Here is a 16,008-nt window from a genome sequence, read left to right on the forward strand (position 1 = left end):
CGGGACTCAGCGGGCTTTCGCGAGGGGAGAAGGACGGTCGGGGTTCCAGCCCCCGCCCAGGGCCCGGTAGGCCTGCACGGTGCGGCGGAGCGCCTGCACCTGGGCGGAGGTGAGCTGGGTGCGGGTGGCGCGCCAGGACTGCTCGGCCGAGAGCGCCGTCTGCAGGTCGGTGAGCCCGCGGGCGTAGCCCAGGCGGGCGGCCTCATAGGCGCGGGCGGCGCGGACCTCGCCGTCGGTGAGCAGGGTCACCCGTCGGCGGTCGGCCTGCAGGCGGACCAGCGCGCCCTCGGCCTCGCCGAAGGCGGTCTGTACGACGCGCTCATAGTTGATGACGGCCTGTTCCGTGCGGGCGTTCTCGGCCTTCAGGTCGGCGAGCAGGCGCGGGATCGACAGGATCGGCTGGGTGACCGTGCCGCCAAGCGACCAGTTCCAGCTCTCGCTGAAGAAGCCCGGCTGCTCCTGCCGCTGCCAGCCGACGCCGGGGGTCAGGTTGAAGGTGGGCAGGAAGGCGCGCTCGGCGATGTCCTGGCGGGCGGCGGCGACGCGGACGCGGGTCTGGGCCTCGCGCACGTCGGGCCGGCGGGCCAGCAGGTCGCCCGGGATGGTCGCCGGCACGGGCGGCAGGGCGCCGACCACCGGGGCGGCGGCGATGTTGGCGGTGGGCTCGGCCACGCGGCCGGTGAGGATCAGCAGCGCCCGGCGCTGGGCCTGCAGCTCGGCCTCGAGCCCGGCCACCTGGGCCTCGGCCTGGGCGAGGTCGCCGGCCACGCGGTCGGGCTCGGACGAGGCGGAGAGGCCGGCCTGCGCCCGCTTCGTGGCGAGGTCGTAGAGGGCGCGCTGGATCCGCGCCGTCTCCTGGGCGTCGGCGAGCTGGATCGCCAGGCCGCGGGCCTGGAACCAGGAGTCGGCCACCTGGGCGGCGATGGCCGCGCGCGTGCCTTCGTAGGCGAAGCGCTGGGCGGCCACGTCGGCGTTGGCGCCCCGGGCGGCGGTCAGGCTGCGGCCGAAGAGGTCGAGCTCCCAGCTCACGTTGAAGTTGGCGCTGTAGGCCTCCGACACCCCGCCGGTGGAGAAGCCGGGGATGTTCACCTCGGTGCCGGAGAGCTGTTCGGTGTCGGTGCGCCGCGCAGAGCCGGTGGCGTCGCCCTGCGGGAACAGGCTCAGGATGGCGCTGTTGCGCTGGGCGCGGACCTCCTGCAGCCGGGCGGCGGCGGTGCGCACATCGGTGTTGGCCGCCAGGGCCTGCTCCACCAGGGTGGTGAGCTCCGGCTCGTTGAACGCCGTCCACCACTGATCCAGCGCCACCGCGCCGGGGGCGCCGGGCTGGGCTTCGAAGGCCTGCGGCAGGCTGAGGTCCGGCGTTCGCGGGCTCGCGCAGGCGGCCACGGCGAGCGTCATGACGACGGCGACGGGAAGATGGGGACGCATCGGCGAGGTCGCTTCGAGCCTTCGGGGCGGTTTGATGAACACAGATCGACGACGGCGCAATGTCTGCGCCGCAACACGGCCCATCCGATTGTCTCGCTCCCGGCCGGGCCTCTGCGGGCCTCTGGCGAACGGCGCTCTGCCTTAAACTCCGTATCTTGTAAAGTGTTTTTACGGTAATGTGCGGGCGATGACCTCGGACACCCCCAACGCCCACGACCCGCGGCGCAGCCTGGAGCTGCTGTGGGGCCGCCACGAACCCGGCCGGCGCGGTCCGAAGCCGAAGCTGAGCCTGGAGGAGGTCATCGCCGCGGCCATCGCCATCGCCGACCGCGAGGGGGTCGAGGCGCTGTCGATCCGCCGGGTGGCCGAGAAGGTCGGGCTCTCGCCCATGGCGCTCTACACCTATGCGCCGTCCAAGGCCGAGCTGCTCGAGCTGATGTACGACAGGGCGATGGGCGAGCTGGAGGCGCCGGATCCCGCCCTGCCCGGCTGGCGGGAGAAGCTGGAGGCGGTCGCCCGGCAGCTCTGGGCGCTGGGCCATCGGCATCCGTGGATGATGCGGATCGCCACGCACCGCCCGCCGCTCGGCCCCAACTTCATGCAGCGGATGGAGACCGTCTTCCGCGCGATCGACGGCGTCGGCCTGGACGAGCTGGAGATGGAGCTGGTGGAGGGCCTGCTCACCGACTACGTGCGCGGCGCCGTGCGCTCGGCCCTCGAGGCGCGGGAGGTGGAGCAGCGCTCGGGCATGACCGACGAGCAGTGGCTGGCGATCGCCGAGCCGACCCTGATGGAGATCCTCGATCCCGAGGCCTTCCCGGTGCTGCACCGGGTGGGCGAGGCGCTGATGGCCGCCTATGACGGCGCGTTCGACCGCACCCGCGGCTTCGAATTCGGGCTGCAGCGGGTGCTGGACGGCATCGAGATGTTCATCGCCCGCAAGCGCGGCGCGACGGCCTAGCCGTGCGGCTCGGGAGGCAATAGGGTCCGCAGCCTTCCGTGCCTCTTCGAGTGACCTGATGAAAAGACTTCTCCTCTGCGCGGCCGCGCTCAGCGTGCTCGCCGCCGTTCCCGCCCACGCCGCCGATCCGGTGGACGCCCAGCGCATGGCGCAGGACATCAAGGTGCTGTCGTCCGACGAATTCGAGGGCCGCGCGCCGGCCACCGAGGGCGAGCGCAAGACCGTCGCCTACATCGCCGAGCAACTGAAGGCGGCCGGCGTCCAGCCGGGCGGCGACCTGAAGAACGGCCAGCGCGCCTGGACCCAGGACGTCCCCCTCGCCCGCTTCGCCACCAAGGGTCCTGTGAACGTCAGCGTGAAGGCCGGCGGCGAGACCCAGACCTGGACCCAGGGCGAGCAGATCGCCATCCGCGCCGCCCAGACCGGCGTCGACCGCCTCACGGTGAAGGACGCGCCGGTGGTGTTCGTGGGCTACGGCGTCACCGCGCCGGAGAAGAACTGGGACGACTTCAAGGGCTACGACCTGAAGGGCAAGGTCGCGCTCGTCCTGGTGAACGACCCCGACTTCGAGACCGGACAGGGCGACTTCGGCGGCAAGGCCATGACCTACTATGGCCGCTGGACCTACAAGTACGAGGAGGCCGCGAAGCAGGGCGCCATCGGCTTCCTGGTGATCCACGAGCGCGAGCCGGCCTCCTACGGCTGGGCCACGGTGAAGAACTCCAACACCAACGAGATCTTCGACGTCATCCGCCAGGACCCCACCAAGGCGCACGCGCCGCTGGAGGGCTGGATCCAGCGCGACAACGCCGTCGACCTGTTCAAGAAGGCGGGCCTCGACTTCGAGGCGCTGAAGAAGCAGGCCCAGACCCGCGACTTCAAGCCGGTGGCCCTGAACGGCGTCACCTTCTCCACCGACTACGCCGTGGACGCGCAGAAGGTGGTGTCGAAGAACGTGGTGGGCGTCATCCCGGGCACGAAGCGGCCCGACGAGCGGGTGATCTACTCCGCCCACTGGGATCACCTGGGCGTGGGCCTGGCCGACGCCAAGGGCGACCGGATCTACAACGGCGCGGTGGACAACGCCTCGGGCACCGCCGCCCTGATCGAGCTCGGCCGCGCCTTCGCCAAGGGCCCGAAGCCGGACCGCAGCATCGTCTTCCTGGCGGTCACCGCCGAGGAGAAGGGCCTGCTGGGCTCGGAATACTACGCCGACAACCCGCTCTACCCGCTGGGTTCCACCGTGGGCGTGCTGAACATGGACGGCATGAACGTGCTGGGCGGGTTCAAGGACGTCACCATGTCGGGCAACGCGCCGCTGAGCCTGCAGGACGACCTGATCAAGCTGGCGGCCGAGCGCGGCCTGTCGTTCAGCCCCGATCCGAACCCGCAGGCGGGCAGCTTCTACCGCTCGGACCACTTCCCGTTCGCCAAGCGCGGCGTGCCGGCGATCTCGTTCGGCGCGGGCGAGACCCTGGCCAAGGGCGGCAAGGCGGCCGGCGAGGCGGCCAGCGAAGCCTACATCAAGGACAAGTACCATCAGCCGGCGGACGAGTTCGACGCGAACTGGGACCTCTCGGGCCTGAGCCAGGAGGTGGGGCTGTTCTACGAGATGGGCCGCCGGCTCGCGAATTCGACGGTGTGGCCGGAGTGGAAGGAAGGCGCCGAGTTCAAGCTCGAGCGCGACAAGACCAAGTCCATGCGGAGGTAGCAGCCATGGCGGCGGCGGGCGTGATCCGGACGGGCATCGGGGGCTGGACCTTCGAGCCCTGGCGCGGAGTCTTCTACCCGAAGGGGCTGAAGCACGCCGACGAGCTGCACTACGCCAGCCGCCGCCTGGCCACCATCGAGATCAACGGCACCTATTATTCGAGCTTCAAGCCGGACAGTTGGGCCAAGTGGCGGGCGGCGACGCCCGACGGCTTCCGGTTCGCCGTGAAGGCCTCGCGGTTCTGCACGAACCGCAAGGTCCTCTCGGACGGCAAGGGCTCGATGGACATCTTCCTGAACCAGGGCCTGGCCGAGCTGGGCGACCGGCTCGGCCCGATCCTGTGGCAGTTCGCGCCGACCAAGAAGTTCGACTACGACGAATTTGCCGGGTTCCTGGAGCTGCTGCCCCGCCGGCTCGCCGACCTGCCGCTGGCGCACGTGGTCGAGGTGCGCAACGAGACCTTCGCAGACGCCCGGTTCGTGGCGCTGTGCCGCGACGCCAACGTGGCGATCTGCAACTCGGAAAACGAGAAGTACCCCTACATCCCCGACATCACCGCCGACTTCGTCTACATGCGGCTGCTGTCGGCCGACGATGCGGTGGAGACCGGCTACACGCCCGACGAGCTGGACCTGTGGGCCGGCCGCTTCCGCGAATACGCCGAGGGCAAGGTCCCGGCCGATTTCCGGCCCCTGGACCGCACCGGCCCGCCCGAGACGGCGCACGACGTCTACGCCTACGTCATCCACGAGGGGAAGGTGCGGGCGCCCCGCGCGGCCATGGAGCTGCAGGCGCGCTGCGGCGGGCTGACGGTGGCGGCGGACTGAGCGCCCTCCGCTCCCCCCACACGAAGTGGGAGGGGAGAGGAGTGGAATCGAGACCTCGCGCAGGTAATAGTTGCCTTGCTCAGTAAAGGACAAGGGCAGCAATTGCCTACGGGTAGGCAATTCTGATTCACCGCCCGGCAATTCGTGCCGCGACAACTTGATTCACTCGGGCAGGCTCTGCCGAGCGCGCCCCCTTGAGGCGGAAGAAAACGTCACACCTGCGGGAAGTTGGCCCGGCCCTTGCGACGCCGTGAGCGGGCAAAAAGCCCCGGCCGCCAAAACGGCGACCGCACCATAACCCTAAAAGAAAGGGCCCGCGTTCATGCCTATGAACAGCGTCAATACCAACGTGGGGGCGATGGCCGCCCTCCAGAACCTCAACGCGACAAACGCCGACCTGCAGACCACCCAGGCCCGGATCAACACCGGCAAGCGGGTGGGCAGCGTGAAGGACAACGGCGCCATCTGGGCCATCGCCCAGAACCAACGTGCGACCTCCAACTCGCTGAACGCCGTCAAGGAATCGCTGCAACGCGGTCAATCGACCGTGGACGTGGCGATCAACGCCGGCGAGACCATCTCCGACCTCCTCATCCGGATGAAGGAAAAGGCCCTCGCAGCGTCGGACTCGACCCTCGACGACAACAGCCGCACGGCGCTGAACGACGACTTCATCTCGCTCCGTGACCAGATCGCCAAGGCGGTCGACAACGCCGTGTTCAACGGCGCGAACATGATCAAGACGGGCGGCGCCACCGTGGAGGCCCTGGCCAACGCGGACGCGAGCTCGGTGATCACCGTCTCCGCCCAGGATCTCTCCCTGGGGGGCACGGCGCTCGGGACGCTCTCGGCCACCTCGTCGATCGGCACCCAGTCCACCGCGTCTGCCATGATCGCCACGCTCAACACGGCGATCACCAACGTGTCGGCCTCGCTGTCGAAGCTGGGCACCGGCTCCAAGTCGCTGGAGTCGCACCTGAACTTCGTCATGAAGCTGCAGGACACGCTGGACGCTGGGGTCGGCAACCTCGTGGACGCTGACCTGGCGAAGGAAAGCGCCAAGCTCCAGTCGCTGCAGACCAAGCAGCAGTTGGGCATCCAGGCGCTCTCGATCGCCAACCAGGCGTCGTCGACCCTCCTGAGCCTCTTCAGGTAAGACGACCCGTCAGGCCGGGCGTCCGCGGGGCTCGATCAGGGTCGCGCGGCGTCCGGCAGGGCGGCGACTTCCGCCGCCGTCAGCTTCCTCACGTTGCGCACAAGGCAGCGCTGGGGCCCGATCGGCGAGGGCGCGATGAGCACCGCGTCCAGACCCGTGCAGATGCTGTTGCCGCCCCGCGACTGGATCGCGATCCGGGTGGCCCAGTCCACGTCCGGGCAGGGGCCGATGAGCTCCAGCCGGTAGACGTCCCGGACCCCGACCCGCAGGTTCACCGCGCGCTCGTCCACGGCGCGGAAGCCGTTGACGCTGCTCGCCCAGAAACACTGCCGGCCCCCTGTGGGCTGTCCCGCCGCCGACTCCGTCCGCATCCCCGCCGCACAGCCGGCCAGCGCCAGCGCGGCGAGCGCCGCCGCCGGCGCGATCCCTGTCCTCATCCCGGTCCCTCCGCCGGCGAAGGCGCCGGCCCCGTCAAGCCTGAACCGCCGGCCCCGCGGCGAACCGCGGAGCCGGGGCCGATCCTACGCGCCTCAGCGCATGGCGCCCACGTCGCGGTGGCCCGCCTCGGCATGGGTCTCGCCCATGCTCAGCGATTTCACCCACGGCATGATCTGCCAGAGCGCCGACAGGCCGACGAGGCCGTAGACCACCTTGGCCAGGGCCGCATCGTCGCCGCCGAAGAGGTTGGCCACGAGATCCATCTCGTGCCCGCCCATGGCCACCAGGCCCCAGTTCACCCCGCCCACGATCAGGAGCAGCAGGGTGATGACGTTCAGCCACTTCATAATCCAGCTCCAGTTCATTCGCCTTGGATAACCGGATCAATCGATCCGCGGTCGAACATGTTCCGCGACGACGACTTACCGCATCATTTGACAGGAAAGTCGTCGCGTCGGACCGGAAAGTCTTCGCGCCCGGCGGGACTTGCGGACGACTGGGCCGCCGCGCGGCGCTTGACCGCCGTGGCGTCAGGGGCGTGTGCTTCCGGAAACGACAAGGGACGGAGACGCCGATGGCCCAGTTTACGATGGACGACCTGATGTTCCGCCCCGGCCTGATGACCGGCCAGCGGGTGCTGATCACCGGCGGTGGCACCGGGCTCGGCAAGGTGATGGCCGAGGCCTGCCTGATGCTCGGCGCGGAGGTCTACATCTGGGGCCGGCGGGGCAATGTCATCGAGGCGGCGGCCCGGGAGCTGATGGACGCGCACGGCGGCAAGTGCGTCGGCCGGGCCTGCGACATCCGCGTGCCCGAGGCGATCCACGAGGCGATGGACGAGATCTGGGCCGACGGCGGGGCGCTGACCGGGCTCGTGAACAACGCCGCCGGCAACTTCATCAGCCGCACCGAGGACCTGTCGCCGCGCGGCTTCGACGCCATCGCCAACATCGTCTTCCGCGGCTCGTTCTTCGTGACCCTGGACGCCGGCCGCCGCTGGCTGGCGGAGGGGAAGAAGGCCTCGGTGGTGTCGATCCTGACCACCTGGGTCTGGCACGGCGGGCCGTTCACCGTGCCGTCGGCCATGTCCAAGGCGGGGCTGAACGTGATGACCCAGTCGCTGGCGGTGGAATGGGGCAATCGCGGCGTCCGCTTCAACGCCATCGCGCCCGGCCCCTTCCCCACCGAGGGCATGAGCGCGCGGCTGAACCCCGGCGGGGGCGACCGGCAGGCGCACGAGGACCCGATGATCCCGCTCGGCCGCAACGGCGAGATGCGCGAGCTGGCCAACCTGGCCGTCTACCTGCTCGATCCGGGTTCGGCCTATGTGAACGGACAGACCATCGCCATCGACGGCGGCTCGCACCTGCAGACCGGCGGCGGCTTCTCCCGGCTGGCCGGCTGGGGCGACGCGGAGTGGGAGGCGGCGCGCAACGCCATCAAGGCGACCAACGAGAAGGACCGGGCGCAGCGGACCGTCTGATCGCGGAAGGGATCGCCGATGCCGGCTGTTGGCGCCGCGCCAGAAGGGCCTAGAATGACTCGCGTCATTTTTCCGAGTCAGCCCAGGTCCATGTCCTCGAAGATCGCTTATCTCCCGGTCGGCAAGCGCGAGCAGACGAAGGTCCAGAACCGCCAGGCGATCCTGGACGCCGCGCGCGAGGTGTTCGGGGAGCTGGGCTACGAGACGGCCACGGTGCGCGACATCATCCGCCGCACCGGCCTGGCGGCGGGGACCTTCTACAACTACTACCGCTCGAAGGAGGAGGTGTTCGCCGCCCTGGCCGACGACGGGGCGCGGCGGTTCTCGCCCATGCTGAAGAAGCTGCGCAGCGAGACGCCGGACTTCGAGGGCTTCATCCGCGCGGCGCTGGCGGCCTACTTCGGCTTCCTGGCCGACGAGCACACGAGCTGGCTGGCCCGGCGGCCGCCCGGCGAGCCGCACCCGCACATCCACGGGGAGACGCCGGAGATGGCCGCGGTGTTCGCGGAGGTCCGCGACGCGGTGCAGAGCGCCATCGCCCGCCACGAGGGCCCGGCCTCCGACCCCGACTACATGGCCGCCGCCTGCATCGCCATCGCCCGCGACGTGGGCGACAAGATGCTGTCACGCCGGCCGGTGGACGTGGCCGGGGCCACCGAGTTCGCGAGCGCCATGATCCTGGGCGGCCTGAGCCGCCTGCCCCGGGCGCAGGGCTAGATGGCGGCGGGATCCCGCGGGCGGCGGCTGGCCGCCCGGGCGCTGCTCGCCCTGCCCGCCCCGGTGCTCCGGGCGATGGCCGGCGGCGGGGTGGTCTACCAGGGCGGCCGCACGCTCGATCCCCGCTTCCAGTTCCTGGCCGCCCAGGCCAGGCGTCGGCCGCTGGGCGGCGACCTGACCCCCGAAAGCCTCCGCCGGGCCAACGCCGAGGCGGTGGAGATGCTGGGCGGCGACCGCGCGCCGGGCGTCCGCGTCGAGGCCTCGAGCGTCCCGGGCCCGGCGGGGACGATCCCGGCCCGCGCCTACCGCCCGCCGCGGCAGGATCCGGACGCGCCGCTGATGGTCTACGCCCACTTCGGCGGCGGGGTGATCGGCGACCTCGACACCTGCGACGCCTTCGCCGCCCAGCTCGCGGCCATCGCCCGCTGCCCGGTGCTGTCCATCGACTACCGGCTGGCCCCCGAGCACCGCTTCCCGGCCGGCCTGGAGGACGTGCTCGCCGCCTATCGGTGGGGTCGCGACAACGCCGGACGGTTCGGCGCGCCGGAGGGCCGGGCGGCCATCGGCGGCGACTCCATGGGCGGCGCCTTCGCCGCCACCGTCTGCCAGGAGCTGAAGCGCGCCGGGGAGCCGCAGCCGGCGCTGCAGCTCCTCGTCTATCCCTGCGTGGACGTGGCCTCGGAGACGCCCTCGATGACCACCTACGCCGACGCCTTCCCGCTCTCGCGGCCGATCATGGACTGGTTCATGGCCCACTACCTCTCGCCCACGGACGACCCGGCCGACGTGCGCCTGTCGCCGATCCGGGAGCCGGACCTTTCGGGCCTCGCGCCCGCGGTCGTCGCCACCGCCGGCTTCGACCCGCTGGTCGACCAGGGCGAGGCCTACGCCCGGCGGCTGAAGGCGGCGGGGGCGCCGGTGGCCTACCGCTGCTACGACGCGCTGGCGCACGGCTTCACCGCCTTCACCGGCGGCGTCCCGGCGGCCGACGCCGCCTGCCGCGAGATCGCCGGCCTGGTCCGCGAGGGCCTCGAAGGGCGGATCGCCTGATGCGCGCCCTGGTGGTGGAGCGCCTGGCGGCGGACTACGCGGGCTGCGTCGTGAAGGAGATCCCGACGCCGCAGCCCGGGCCCGGCGAGGTGCGGATCCGGGTGCGGGCTTCGGCGGTGAACTTCCCCGACCTGATGCAGACCCGCGGCGAGCACCAGCACAAGCCGCCGGTCCCGTTCACCCCCGGCATGGAGCTGGCCGGCGAGGTGGACGCGGTGGGCGAAGGCGTCGCCGCCTGGTCCGTGGGCGACCCGGTGGCCGGCGGAGGACGCGGCGGCATGGCGGAATATGCCGTCCTGCCGGCGGCGGGCCTGCGCCGGGTGCCCCCGGGGATGAGCTTCAGCCAGGCGGCGGGCTATCCGGTGGCCTACCTCACGGCCTATGTGGCGCTGGAGCGCTGCGCGCGGCTGCAGCCCGGCGAGTGGGTGCTGGTCCACGGGGCGGCGGGCGGCGTCGGCCTGGCCGCCGTGGACCTGGCGAAGGCGATGGGCGCGAAGGTGATCGCCGCCTCGGCCTCGGACGAGAAGCTCGCGACCATCGCGGCGGAATACGCGCCCGACGCCACGGTGAACGTCACGCAGGGCTTCCGCGAACGGGTGAAGGACCTCACCGGCGGGCGGGGCGCGGACGTCATCTACGATCCCGTGGGCGGCGACGTGTTCGACGAGAGCGTCCGCTGCATCGCCTTCGGCGGGCGGATCCTGTCGATCGGCTTCACCTCCGGGCGGCTGCCGGTGCTGCCGGTGAACATCGCGCTTATCAAGGGCTTCTCGGTGATGGGAATCCGGGCCGGCGAGTACGGCCGGCAGTTCCCGGAGAAGGGCCGCGAGAATCTCGAGGCGATCTGGAAACTCGCCGAGGACGGCAAGGTCCGCCCGCGCGTGCACCGCGAATACGCGCTGGACGACTGGCGCGCGGCCTTCGACTCGCTCGCCGAGCGCACCGTGGTCGGCAAGGCGGTGGTGCGGCCGGACCTGTGAGGGCTTGGCGCGGGCGGGCGGGTCGGGCGACAATCGCCACAGAAGGAGCCCAGGCATGACCGTCGGCAGCGAGGAAGAGCTGGAGAAGCTGAGGGCGGTGGGGCGGCTCGTAGCGCGCACACTGCAGGCCATGGGCCAGGCGCTGGAGCCGGGGATCACCACCCGCGAGCTCGACGACCTGGGCCGCCGGATGCTGGAGGACGCCGGCGCGCGCTCGGCGCCGGAGATGTCCTACGCCTTTCCGGGCGCGACCTGCATCTCGGTGGGCCCCGACGTGGCGCACGGCATCCCGGGGGACCGGAAGGTGCAGGCCGGCGACCTGATCAACATCGACGTCTCGGCCGAGCTGGACGGCTTCTTCGCGGACACCGGGGCGAGCTTCGCGGTGCCGCCGGTGACGCCCCGGGTGGAGCGGCTGTGCCGCGACGGCCGCCGCGCGCTGTGGAGCGGCATCCGCCAGGTGCGGTCCGGGGCCGAGCTCGGGGCCATCGGCAAGAGCATCGAGGCCTTCGCCCGCAAGAACGGCTACACCCTGGTCCGCAACCTCGCGAGCCATGGGGTGGGCGCCTCGCTGCACGAGGAGCCCACCGAGATCGCCACCTGGCACGATCGCTCGGAGCGGCGGAAGATCCACGACGGCCTGGTGTTCACCATCGAGCCCTTCCTGTCGCTGGGCGCCGACTGGGTGGACGAGGCCGACGACGGCTGGACCCTGTTCCCGCCGGGCGGCGAGCCCACGGTGCAGTATGAGCACACCCTGGTGGCCACCCCGCGCGGCGCCGTGGTTCTGACCCTGCCCGACTGAGGCGGCGGGCGGGGCCGCCCCGGTTGACTCCTGGCCGCGGTTCCACTATCCACCGCCGCTCGATTTTCGACCCCGGAGCTTTTCTCGTGAAGCGCACCTTCCAGCCCTCCCGCCTCGTGCGCGCGCGTCGTCACGGCTTCCGCCTGCGCATGTCGACCAAGAACGGCCAGAAGATTCTGGCCCGCCGTCGCGCCAAGGGCCGCAAGCGCCTGAGCGCCTAAGGCGGCTTCCCGGCCTCGCGCCTCGCGAGCCGGGCCTCATGCACATGAGCCTTTCAGGAACGGACGCCGCGGCGACGCAGCGTCCGCTTCTTTTTGCGCCTGGCGCACGGGCGAGGCGGTAGGGTCCGCGCCGTGGCCGACGCCGACTTCCCCATCGAGCGACTGAAGAAGCGCAGCGAGTTCCTCGCCTGCGCCCAGGCGCCGTCGACCGCCAAGGGCGCGGTGGTGGTCCAGGCCCGCGCACGGGCCGACGAACAGCCGCTGGTCCGCGCCGGATTCACCGCCACCAAGCGCATCGGCGGCGCGGTGGAGCGCAACCGCGCCAAGCGTCGGATGCGAGAGGCCGCGCGCCTGCTGCTGCCCCGGTTCGGACGGCCCGGCATGGACTATGTGTTCATCGCCCGCGGCGGTGTGACCACCCGCCCCTGGGACCGTTTGCTTGACGATGTGAAAACCGCGCTGTTAAGGCTCGCCGCCGACCGCGAGAGCCCTCAGGCGTCGGGCCCGCGCCCTCCCTCCACGGACCGCACCCCCTGAATGCAACGCGACGATAACACCCGCAACACGATCATCTTCATCGTCGCGGCCATGCTCCTGTTCCTGGGCTACCAGTTCTTCGTGCTGGGCCCGGCGCAGAAGCGGGCGGAGGCCGAGCGCGCCCGCCAGTCGGCCGCCGCGGCCGCGGCGCCGGCGAGCGCCGGCGGCGTGCGCCCGCCCGCCGTCCCGCAGACCGTCACCCGCCAGCAGGCGGCGGCGGCGAGCCCGCGGATTCCGATCGACACCCCGGCGCTGAAGGGCACGCTCTCGCTGCGCGGCGCGCGGATCGACGACCTGTTCCTCACCGAGTACCGGCAGACGGTGAACCGCAACTCTCCGCCGGTGGAGCTGCTGCGTCCCGAGGGAACCCAGCATGCCTGGTTCGCCGACATCGGCTGGACCGGCGCCAACGTCGGCGGCCTGCCGACCCCCGACACCGTCTGGACCCTGGTCCAGGGCTCGCGCCTCGCGCCCGGCCAGCCCGTGGTGCTGCAGACCACCAACGGCGCGGGCCTGACCTTCACCCGCCGCATCGAGGTGGACGAGCGGTACCTGTTCACCATCACCGACACCGTGGCCAACACCACCGGCGCGCCGATCACCCTGGTCCCCTACGCCTCGGTGCAGCGCCAGGGGATCCCGTCCGACCTGGGCTCCAACCAGATCGTGCACGAGGGCGCGGTGGGCTGGCTGGACGGGAAGCTCCGGCAGGTGAAGTACAAGAAGTGGCAGAAGGACGGCGGCGGCCCGGCCTACTCGTCCACCGGCGGCTGGGTCGGCATCACCGACAAGTACTGGCTGACCGCGCTGGTGCCGGGCCAGGCCGAGCAGGTCTCCGGCCAGTTCCGCAAGACCGACGTCGGCGCCACCCAGGTGTTCGACGCCACCTTCACCGGCGCGGCCCGCTCGATCGCGGCCGGCCAGCAGATCACCGAGACCACCCACTTCATCGCCGGCGCCAAGCGCGTGCCGCTGCTGCGCGAGTACTCCGCCAAGCTGGGCGTCGAGCGCCTGGACTGGGCGGTGGACTGGGGGAACTTCTGGTTCCTGACCCGGCCGATCTTCTCGTTCCTGGCCTTCATCTCCCAGCACGTGGCGAACTTCGGCATCGCCATCCTGCTGCTGACCGTGGTCGTGCGCGCGCTATTCTTCCCGCTCGCCAACAAGCAGTACGAGTCGCTGACCAAGATGAAGAAGGTGCAGCCCCAGATGGAGGAGCTGCGCAAGAAGTACAAGGACGACCCGGCGAAGCAGCAGCAGGAGCTGCTGGCCCTCTACCAGCGCGAGAAGGTCAATCCTCTGGCCGGCTGCCTGCCGCTGCTGCTGCAGATCCCGGTGTTCTACGCCCTCTACAAGGTGCTGACCGTCACCATCGAGATGCGCCACGCGCACTTCGTGGGCTGGATCCAGGACCTGTCGGCGCGCGATCCCACCACCATCTGGACCCTGTTCGGCCTGATCCCCTGGGACCCGGCCAGCGCCCCGCTGATCGGCGGCCTGCTGGACGGCGCCCTGCACCTCGGCGTGCTGCCGCTGCTCTACGGCTTCACCATGTGGCTCACCACCTCGATGAGCCCGCCGGCGCCGGACCCGGTGCAGCAGCGCATCTTCCAGCTCATGCCGATCATGTTCACCTTCATCATGGCCCCGTTCGCGGCCGGCCTGCTGATCTACTGGACCTGGTCCAACGTGCTGACGATCCTGCAGCAGTGGGTGATCATGCGCCGCTTCAAGGTCGACAACCCGATCGACAAGCTGATCCGCAAGGTCACCGGCAAGCCGGACCCGGTCACATGAGCGAGGCCGCCTTCGACGCCGAGGCGCTGGAGGCGGCGCGCAAGCTCTTCGCCGGCGAGGCGCGCTTCATGATGGGCGCGGTGAACATGGCGGGGCTGCCGGACAGCGACCTGCCGGAGGTGGCCTTCGCCGGCCGCTCCAACGTCGGCAAGTCGAGCCTGATCAACGCCGTCACCGGCCGCGGGCACCTGGCGCGCGCCTCCAACGAGCCCGGCCGCACCCGCGAGGTGAACTTCTTCGTCATCGGCGACGAGAAGCTGCGGCTGGTCGACCTGCCGGGCTACGGCTTCGCCCGGGCCTCGAAAGGCGAGGTGAAGAAGTTCCAGAACCTCGGCCGCGACTACCTGCGAGGCCGGCCGAACCTGAAGCGCGCCTTCCTGCTGATCGATTCCCGTCACGGCCTGAAGCCGGTGGACGAGGAGGCCATGGCCGCCTTCGACCTGGCCGCCGTGAGCTACCAGATCATCCTCACCAAGGCCGACAAGATCAGCGCCAAGGACGTGGCGGCGGTGACCGCCCGCACCCTGGCCCAGATCGGCAAGCGCCCGGCCGCCTTCCCCCGCGTGCTGGCCACCTCGTCGGAAAAGGGCACCGGCATCCCGGAGCTCCGGGCGGAGATCGTCCAGGCCTGTTCGGTCTAGTCGCTTCCCCCAAGGGGAGGAACTGGGGTTCCCCGACGCTGCGTCAGGCGGCTAGGCATCGGGCGAACAAGGGGAAACCGATGCTCACCACCGAAGGCCGCGCCGTCTACGACGAAGACATGAACCTGTTCCGCGACCAGGTGCGGAAGTTCTTCGACCGCGCCCTGACGCCCAACCTCGACCGCTGGGAGGAGGACGGGATCGTCGACCGCGACTTCTGGCGGGCCTGCGGCGAGGCCGGCCTGCTGTGCCCGACCGTGCCGGCCGAGTACGGCGGCCTGGGGCTCGATTTCCGCTACAACGCGGTGATCGACGAGGAACTGGCCTACGCGGGCTCCAGCGCCGGGATCACCCTGCAGTCCGACATCGTCGCCGACTACATCGCCAACTACGGCTCGGAAGAGCAGAAGCGGACCTGGCTGCCGAAGATGGTGTCGGGCGAGGCGATCACCGCCATCGCCATGACCGAGCCCGGAACCGGCTCCGACCTGCAGGGCGTGCGCACCACGGCGAAGAAGGACGGCAACCACTACGTGGTCAACGGGTCGAAGACCTACATCACGAACGGCCAGAACGCCGACCTGATCGTGGTCGTGGCCAAGACCGACCCGACGGCCGGATCCAAGGGCGTGTCGCTGATCCTGGTGGAGGCCGACCGGGCCGGATTCAAGCGCGGCCGGAACCTGGACAAGGTGGGCCAGAACTCGGCCGACACCTCGGAGCTGTTCTTCGAGGACGTGCGGGTGCCGATCACGAACTGCCTGGGCGAGGAAGGCCGCGGCTTCGCCTACCTGATGCAGCAACTGCCGCAGGAGCGGCTGGGCATCGCGGTCTCGGCCCAGGCCGGAGCCCAGCGGGCGTTCGACGAGGCGGTGAAATTCACCAAGGAGCGCAAGGCGTTCGGCCAGTCGGTGTTCGACTTCCAGAACACCCGCTTCACGCTCGGCGCGCTGAAGGCGAAGCTGCAGGCCGGCTGGGCGCACCTGGACTGGGCCATGGCCCGGCACCTCGAGGGCAAGCTGACCGCCGCCGAGGCCTCCGCCGCCAAGCTGTTCCACACGGAGCTGCAGTGGGAGGCCTGCGACGCCGCCCTGCAGCTCCACGGCGGGGCCGGCTACATGAACGAGTACCCCATCGCCCGGCTGTGGCGCGACGCCCGGGTCCAGCGGATATACGGCGGGACCAGCGAGATCATGAAGGAAGTGGTGGCGCGGTCGATCTGAGGGCCTTGGCCTACCCTCACCCCCGGGCCGCAG

Annotated in this window: 17 protein-coding genes; 14 read left to right on the forward strand and 3 right to left on the reverse strand. The window is 70.8% G+C overall.

The genetic code is table 11. The annotated features are described in order from the left end of the window. Positions 1–6 precede the first annotated feature (6 nt). A complete protein-coding gene (locus ACE3Q8_RS20620; RefSeq protein WP_374472442.1) occupies positions 7–1,428 on the reverse strand; it encodes an efflux transporter outer membrane subunit in 1,422 nt (473 codons plus the stop codon). 187 nt (positions 1,429–1,615) lie between these two features. On the opposite strand from ACE3Q8_RS20620, the gene ACE3Q8_RS20625 reads away from it, so the two are divergent. From ACE3Q8_RS20625 to ACE3Q8_RS20640, 4 genes are all read left to right on the forward strand, one after another. Next, positions 1,616–2,389, forward strand: coding sequence for a TetR/AcrR family transcriptional regulator (locus ACE3Q8_RS20625; protein WP_374472444.1), 774 nt, complete (start codon positions 1,616–1,618; stop codon positions 2,387–2,389). Positions 2,390–2,447: 58 nt separating this feature from the next. Further along, positions 2,448–4,100 carry a M28 family metallopeptidase gene (locus ACE3Q8_RS20630; RefSeq protein WP_374472445.1) on the forward strand — a complete coding sequence of 551 codons (1,653 nt, stop codon included), beginning with the start codon at positions 2,448–2,450 and terminating at the stop codon, positions 4,098–4,100. Positions 4,101–4,105: 5 nt separating this feature from the next. Beyond that, positions 4,106–4,927, forward strand: a complete 822-nt coding sequence (locus ACE3Q8_RS20635; protein ID WP_374472446.1) for a DUF72 domain-containing protein — start codon at positions 4,106–4,108, stop codon at positions 4,925–4,927. 322 nt (positions 4,928–5,249) lie between these two features. Beyond that, a complete protein-coding gene (locus ACE3Q8_RS20640; protein WP_374472447.1) occupies positions 5,250–6,083 on the forward strand; it encodes a flagellin in 834 nt (277 codons plus the stop codon). 35 nt (positions 6,084–6,118) lie between these two features. Here the strand turns inward: ACE3Q8_RS20640 and ACE3Q8_RS20645 are convergent, their stop codons facing one another. After that, entirely contained in the window at positions 6,119–6,520 is a 402-nt protein-coding gene (locus ACE3Q8_RS20645) for a DUF6491 family protein (RefSeq protein ID WP_374472449.1), read from the reverse strand. A gap of 93 nt (positions 6,521–6,613) precedes the next feature. After that, positions 6,614–6,868 (reverse strand): DUF378 domain-containing protein, encoded by a 255-nt coding sequence (locus tag ACE3Q8_RS20650; RefSeq protein WP_374472450.1) that lies wholly within the window; start codon positions 6,866–6,868, stop codon positions 6,614–6,616. Positions 6,869–7,095: 227 nt separating this feature from the next. Here ACE3Q8_RS20650 and ACE3Q8_RS20655 point away from each other — a divergent pair, with 227 nt between their 5' ends. From ACE3Q8_RS20655 to ACE3Q8_RS20700, 10 genes are all read left to right on the forward strand, one after another. Further along, positions 7,096–8,004: an SDR family oxidoreductase gene (locus tag ACE3Q8_RS20655; protein WP_374472451.1), complete on the forward strand. Its 909-nt coding sequence runs from the start codon at positions 7,096–7,098 to the stop codon at positions 8,002–8,004. A 54-nt stretch (positions 8,005–8,058) separates the two neighbouring features. Next, positions 8,059–8,721 carry a TetR/AcrR family transcriptional regulator gene (locus tag ACE3Q8_RS20660; protein WP_374472453.1) on the forward strand — a complete coding sequence of 221 codons (663 nt, stop codon included), beginning with the start codon at positions 8,059–8,061 and terminating at the stop codon, positions 8,719–8,721. Next, the gene (locus ACE3Q8_RS20665) at positions 8,722–9,771 is read left to right on the forward strand and encodes an alpha/beta hydrolase (protein ID WP_374472454.1); all 1,050 of its coding nucleotides are present in this window, start codon (positions 8,722–8,724) and stop codon (positions 9,769–9,771) included. It begins immediately after the preceding gene. Further along, positions 9,771–10,751 carry an NADPH:quinone oxidoreductase family protein gene (locus ACE3Q8_RS20670; protein WP_374472455.1) on the forward strand — a complete coding sequence of 327 codons (981 nt, stop codon included), beginning with the start codon at positions 9,771–9,773 and terminating at the stop codon, positions 10,749–10,751. Before ACE3Q8_RS20665 ends, ACE3Q8_RS20670 begins: the two co-directional genes overlap by 1 nt. A gap of 55 nt (positions 10,752–10,806) precedes the next feature. Next, positions 10,807–11,556 (forward strand): type I methionyl aminopeptidase, encoded by a 750-nt coding sequence (gene map, locus ACE3Q8_RS20675; protein ID WP_374472457.1) that lies wholly within the window; start codon positions 10,807–10,809, stop codon positions 11,554–11,556. 86 nt (positions 11,557–11,642) lie between these two features. Further along, a complete protein-coding gene (gene rpmH / locus ACE3Q8_RS20680; protein ID WP_068877158.1) occupies positions 11,643–11,777 on the forward strand; it encodes a 50S ribosomal protein L34 in 135 nt (44 codons plus the stop codon). Positions 11,778–11,909: 132 nt separating this feature from the next. Further along, complete coding sequence (gene rnpA / locus ACE3Q8_RS20685) at positions 11,910–12,314, forward strand: ribonuclease P protein component (protein ID WP_374472460.1); 405 nt, start codon at positions 11,910–11,912, stop codon at positions 12,312–12,314. Next, positions 12,315–14,111, forward strand: a complete 1,797-nt coding sequence (gene yidC, locus ACE3Q8_RS20690; protein ID WP_374472462.1) for a membrane protein insertase YidC — start codon at positions 12,315–12,317, stop codon at positions 14,109–14,111. Continuing rightward, positions 14,108–14,752, forward strand: coding sequence for a ribosome biogenesis GTP-binding protein YihA/YsxC (yihA, locus tag ACE3Q8_RS20695; RefSeq protein ID WP_374472464.1), 645 nt, complete (start codon positions 14,108–14,110; stop codon positions 14,750–14,752). Before yidC ends, yihA begins: the two co-directional genes overlap by 4 nt. Before the next feature lie 80 nt (positions 14,753–14,832). Continuing rightward, positions 14,833–15,975 (forward strand): acyl-CoA dehydrogenase family protein, encoded by a 1,143-nt coding sequence (locus ACE3Q8_RS20700; RefSeq protein WP_374472466.1) that lies wholly within the window; start codon positions 14,833–14,835, stop codon positions 15,973–15,975. Positions 15,976–16,008 lie beyond the last annotated feature (33 nt).

The sequence above is a fragment of the Phenylobacterium sp. genome (assembly GCF_041913825.1).
Taxonomy (GTDB): domain Bacteria; phylum Pseudomonadota; class Alphaproteobacteria; order Caulobacterales; family Caulobacteraceae; genus Phenylobacterium.